This window comes from Dolichospermum sp. UHCC 0259, assembly GCF_009711935.1.
In the GTDB taxonomy this organism is placed as follows: Bacteria; Cyanobacteriota; Cyanobacteriia; order Cyanobacteriales; family Nostocaceae; genus Dolichospermum.
Window position 1 is genome coordinate 1 of the sequence record NZ_VIKX01000219.1, and the last position, 5,359, is coordinate 5,359.

Sequence of the window (5,359 nt, forward strand, 5' to 3'; positions counted from 1 at the left end):
CCTTTAAATTTTTCTGTTAACCTACTTATTCCCCTTAATATTGAAAACAGTAAAATTACTAACAGCTTCTGCTTTCGGGAAAACCTGCTGTACTTCCACTAAATTTGACCATTTGGCTTTTACAGCCACCTTATACCAATTATTCAGGGCTTCCTGACAATCTGCATGGTTTTCTGCATACTCTCTTAAGATTCTAAAACTAATAACGTGCATCGTCCCTGATAACAAAGTAAGGCAATTATATAATTTTTATTATCTATTCGGGTCTGTCAACAAACACCGCAAAGCCATTAATACCCGTCTGGGATTTTTCCGGTGCATAGCCATTCCCAACCAATAAGCAGCTTCCTCCTTACCCATAGCTTCAACTCCCTCCGCACAACAACACATATTTTCTCGGTTTCGCATTGGTGCTAACACCCGAAACATTAAACCCATTCTCAAAGCATTTTCTTCATCAATTTCAAATTCCTTTTTTTTCCCCCTTTGCATATTTGGTAAATCAATATTTATCAGTTTTAACTGTCGCAATAAGCGATTTTCAATTAAAGCTAAATTTCTGCCTTTTAGTCCAGCAATCCGTCGGGGATGTTTGAGATGGGGTGTAGCTGGGGCTGGTAACTGCCAAATTTCTAAAGATAAATCACTACCTGGGAGTTTTTCAACTTGTAGCTGGTAGTGAGGTTTGCTCAAATTATTGGGTAAATTATCATGGTGATTTGCTAATTGAATTAAGGGAGAAATAGAAATAGTCATTGTTTAAACAGCCTCTGCGTAAGCTTCTACAAAAGCAGCACCCGTAGCAAATCTAGCTAACTTTTCCGTCATCTTTTCTGGCTCATCTCCATTAAGGTCTAAACCATTAGGATATGTTAAAGTTAAGGTTAATTCTACATTTGTTTCTGAAGCTGCCCGCAGTTGGTCTCGTAAAAAATCTTTAACTGGTAAAACATCACTCACCTGTCCATCAAATTCCATATTAAAACTACTGCCATTTTTGGTTTCATACTCAGCCGTCAGCTTAACTTGTTTTTCGGCATTGGTGGCATTGTTAATGGCTGCCAGTAGCTTAAAACCATCATTACTGTCAAAAATTCTTAAACTCAGTAGGCTAATTTTTTTGATTTTTGCGCCTTTAGCATCTTCCCAAATTTTGGTTAAGGCTTCACGCAATGGGGCTTCGGCTTTAAATACTCGCTGAGGTGGCGTTGCTGGTGGAGTAGGTGAGGTATCACCGCCGTCTGTACCTGTATCAGTGGAGTCTGTCCCAGTACCAGGATTATAACCTCCCCCTGTTTCCTTGGCTTTAGTTGTTCCAGTAGCACCACTACCACCGCTTCCGTAGGTGCTACTTGCTGGGTCTGGGTTATCTGTTGGGGTGACAGGACGACGTGGCCAAATATTACATCCTTTGGCATATTCTATGGTAAAAACAATTGACTGTTCATCAATTTTGATTTCTGCGTAGGGGTCGTCCTTTCCTAGCAATAAATCCCCACTTTGATAAATATAAATCCCCTGCTGTATGCCCTTACGCACCATTTTAACAAAGGTGTCATCACTTAACATGATGGGAAACCGGGGGTCTTTGCGAAATTCACCTCTTAATTGTGCAGTGCTGATTTGTCCTTTTTTTAAGGGTGTATTGTCTCTGACATAATTTGGTGCTGATGGTTCACTATTAGCAGTAAGTAATTTCTGCGCGTCCTGTAGTGCTTTATTAACTTCCTGCTGTCCATTCCCCGGTCGCTGGGACGCTGCGGGTAAATCAAAAACAATGTGGGCTAAGTCCACATTGGCATTATCTAAACGATTTTTAGATGGATAAAATAAGTGGCGATAGCATTGTTGAATGATAATCGCTAATTCTTGTTCTGATTTTTGATGAAGTTCTTTAACTTTATCCTGCTGGTGTTCTGGTAATTGTGCCAAATTGTCTGGTGTTTTCATCGCTTCTAATGCCAAGCGATACACCATCTTTTCTTTCATTTCATCACGGCTGGCATCGTCAGCAACCAAAAACACTAAGTTATTCTTTAAATCACGGTATTTACCTTGAGAACCTTGGGTAGTGTAAATATTTTCGACTAACTGTGGTACGGTGACGGCTTCATTGCGAACTGTTTCTGCATCGTAGCTAATTAAAACTAAGTTGGGTCTGCCATCTCCCACGTCATCTGCGACATCATAAGCACCACCAGGAAAGGGGTTTAGGTTGAAGGTATTACCTGTAAAAATTTCCCGAATGCGATCGCGTAATTGAGTTCTAGCCTCGTTGGTGTCTACTTGCTTTTTCTGGCGGTTAATTAAAACAGTGAGGTTGACTTCTGTTAAAAATCGTAACGGGGCTGTGGGGCGGTCGTCTAAATAAGCAGATTCAGCAATAAATTTTTGGCGGGCATCATTGATAAAACCCACATCTATTCCAGGGGCTAAAATGCTATAGCGTAAATTTATCTCATCTATTCCCTGTAAATTCTCATTAAAAGCAAAGGTATGCCAGAGAATATTCCGGGCAAGATAAGAAGCGCAGGGTGCTAAACCTGCATACCATTTAGCATCTAACTGTTCTGCTAAGGAAGTTCCGCCTTTTATTGCTGCTACGTCATTTTGGATTACGGGGTCAAATCTTCCTAATTCCAGACGAGTGGTAATTTCATCGCGGATGGGAATATAGCTGGGATTAACGTGATGTAAATGAATGGCGTAGGTATTGACTGGTTGTTCTTGCCAAAGATGGGCTATAGTACGTGTCAATAATCTCAGCATTCCTCGCACACGCTGGAAGGTACTCAAGGTGGAAAGTTTATCTGTGAGTAAGTCCATTAATGCAGGATGGAAAGGAAAGCCATTGTGAAAATTAACTCCCCTATTGGCATTTATCCGTTCTGTCGGTATGTCACTGCGATGGCTAATCCACAGTTGTTCATAGGTACGAATCATTTCTTGCGCCGCATCTTCATCAATATTTGCAAATAAACGGCGGCGTAATACCTGGACTGTTTCTTGTTCGGTGGTGGGATTGAGAAGTGTGGCTAGTCGTCCGGCCACTTTGGTAGCTTCATCTAATTTTTCAGCTACATATTCATTTTCCTGGGAATAGGCATCTGTGGCTTTCCCTTCTTTACCAACTGCTAGGGTAAAGACTACACAAGCTTTTTCTGAGGAACTAACAGCTTTAAATAAAGAAGTAAGAAAAGGTGTCAGTTGCTCTTGCTCTGGTCTACCCTTAATTCTGCGTAAATATATAGATAATTCGTCTAATAAGATTAAAACTGGCTCGTTGCCAAATAATTCTTGTATGGTAGCTGCCCCTGGTGCAACCTTTTCAATGTCACTTTGACGAACTTTTTCATAACCTGCTACTCCAGCTAGTCTATAAGCTAGTTCTCCCCAAGGTGTATAAGCCCGTAAGCCATTGCCCAAAGGTCTGCCATTTAGTGGATCTGCATTTTCGCCATCAAAGGAGGCCAGTCTAACTTTGACTGTGGGGACAAGTGCCGGATCTATAAATTCTTGCACATTGGTTACACCTTGCATCCCCTGGGCGGCGTGGGTAAGGGCAATAAGACTATGGGTTTTTCCACCACCGTATTGAGTATCCAAACGCAAGACGGCAGAACCACCGTTTCCTTGCAGCCGTTGACACACGGTTTTTAATAGGTCTTTTAATCCTTGGGTGGGGTGAGTGTTAGAAAAGAATAGGTCTGACTTGGCATACTCTGCTGGTGCTGTCCCGTTAATGACTTCGGCTAAGTCGGCAGCAAAATCAGATTCACGAATATTTCCTTTTAATATGTCGGGACGGGGGGTACAGATTTCAAATAAGGTTTTCATGTATCTGATTTTCCTTGGTCTTTTGGTGTGATGGAAATTGCTTAGTGCTAATCCACCTTTGCTTTATAACACTAAAATAAGCGCAATTACGGTTAAATACTAGCTGGATGTCTCACCATTCTGACTTGGGCATTCAAATTAATGCAAGATTCCACAAAAGTACCATTTCGTTGAATGAATGCCGCAAATCTAGACAAATGTTGCCAGCAATCAAAATGTCGGCGATAGCTACGCTTGCCGAAGGCATCGGAATATCCCCACACGACTCGGTGGTACTTCAAATTTGGGATCTGTAACTGTATACTTTGTATTCTAGTAAGGATGAGGGAGATGTCCATTTAGCTCAACAGCATGAAAACCCGGAAGACGGTCAAAACTGTTAACGTGCCTACTATCGTCCATAGATCGGAATAGCCCACTTTCCCGATCTAGCCATCAGTTTTCACCTTTATACTGGTGATAGTTATGTCATCTGTATGATGGGAGTCGGCAACCGGGGTGAGCATGGACAAGGAGGCGATCGCCCCGCGAACTTGTGACGATTCCACCTCTAAATATCGTTGCAATTGCTCTAGGTTTCTGTGGCCACTAATTTCTTGAATTACCCGCAGGGGGATACCAGCATTGCTCATCAATGTTAGGGCAGTGCGGCGGAAGCTGTGGGTACTTGCTCCTTCGATATCAACTTGCTGACAACCTTCTCGAAAGATAATACTGGCGGAGTCCGAGTGCAGGTGTCCCCTTCCCCAGCGTCCGGGGAATAGAAATCCGTCATTGGTAGTGGGGGGTTGATACTGTTCTAGGAAGTGCTTCAAGTCCTCTAGGACGGGAATGGTGCGGGTAGCTAATTGTCCTTTGGTATTGCCTTTGCGAAGGATGAGTTCTGGTCTAATTCTGCCTTTTTTGTCGTAGACATCGGTTATTTTTACGGTGACAGCTTCGTTGACACGACAACCTGTGTAGAGCATGACAGCACAAAGGGTGCGATCTCGATCTGTGGTCAAACCTTCTGTAAATAATCGCTGGATTTCTGGTTGGGTAAGAACTTTGGCTTTGCCGTGTCTGTCAATTTTCACATTTGTGTCTACCCCCGATGGTTGATCATCCTAGCACTTTTTATTCCCCTACTGCTTAACTGGATAATACAATCCATCTTGAGGCTGAAATTTCCACCCCAAACTACTGGGGTCACGATTCCTGGACCAACTGATAAATTCTTTCTCACTCTTGGTTTCCCATTCTGTAGTTAAACTCTGCTGTGTCACCCCCAACCTCTGCGCTAAATTTTGCGGTGCAAAAGAAGTTATTTCTACTGGTTGTTGTTGATACTGATATGGATATCCTGAACGCCGGGGTTTAGAGTTACCACCACCGTATTTACCAGAGGCCAGCGCCTTCTCAATTTTCTCCAACTGTTTACTAAGCGCTTCCAGTTTAGAGTCCACTTGTTCATCTTGTTGGCAAAGGTGCGTTTCCAGTTCTCCCAGTTTCTCCTCCACCTGCTGTAATTCGGTGGTTGCTT

5 protein-coding genes and 1 pseudogene are annotated in these 5,359 nt (G+C 42.7%); all 6 read right to left on the reverse strand.

The window, feature by feature from the left end; genetic code table 11:
- Positions 1-24: 24 nt before the first annotated feature.
- Positions 25-213: pseudogene (locus FJR05_RS18505) on the reverse strand (type II toxin-antitoxin system HigB family toxin); the annotation flags it as partial.
- A 39-nt stretch (positions 214-252) separates the two neighbouring features.
- On the reverse strand, positions 253-756 hold the full coding sequence (locus tag FJR05_RS18510) for a hypothetical protein (protein WP_217385627.1): 504 nt from the start codon (positions 754-756) through the stop codon (positions 253-255).
- A 3-nt stretch (positions 757-759) separates the two neighbouring features.
- On the reverse strand, positions 760-3,837 hold the full coding sequence (locus FJR05_RS18515; RefSeq protein WP_168645479.1) for an ATP-binding protein: 3,078 nt from the start codon (positions 3,835-3,837) through the stop codon (positions 760-762).
- A 92-nt stretch (positions 3,838-3,929) separates the two neighbouring features.
- Positions 3,930-4,100, reverse strand: a complete 171-nt coding sequence (locus tag FJR05_RS18520) for a hypothetical protein (RefSeq protein ID WP_168645480.1) — start codon at positions 4,098-4,100, stop codon at positions 3,930-3,932.
- 165 nt (positions 4,101-4,265) lie between these two features.
- Entirely contained in the window at positions 4,266-4,913 is a 648-nt protein-coding gene (locus tag FJR05_RS18525) for a site-specific integrase (protein ID WP_168645481.1), read from the reverse strand.
- A 48-nt stretch (positions 4,914-4,961) separates the two neighbouring features.
- Positions 4,962-5,359, reverse strand: a 398-nt coding sequence (locus FJR05_RS18530; protein WP_168645482.1) for a hypothetical protein, incomplete at its 5' end; no start/stop codon positions are given.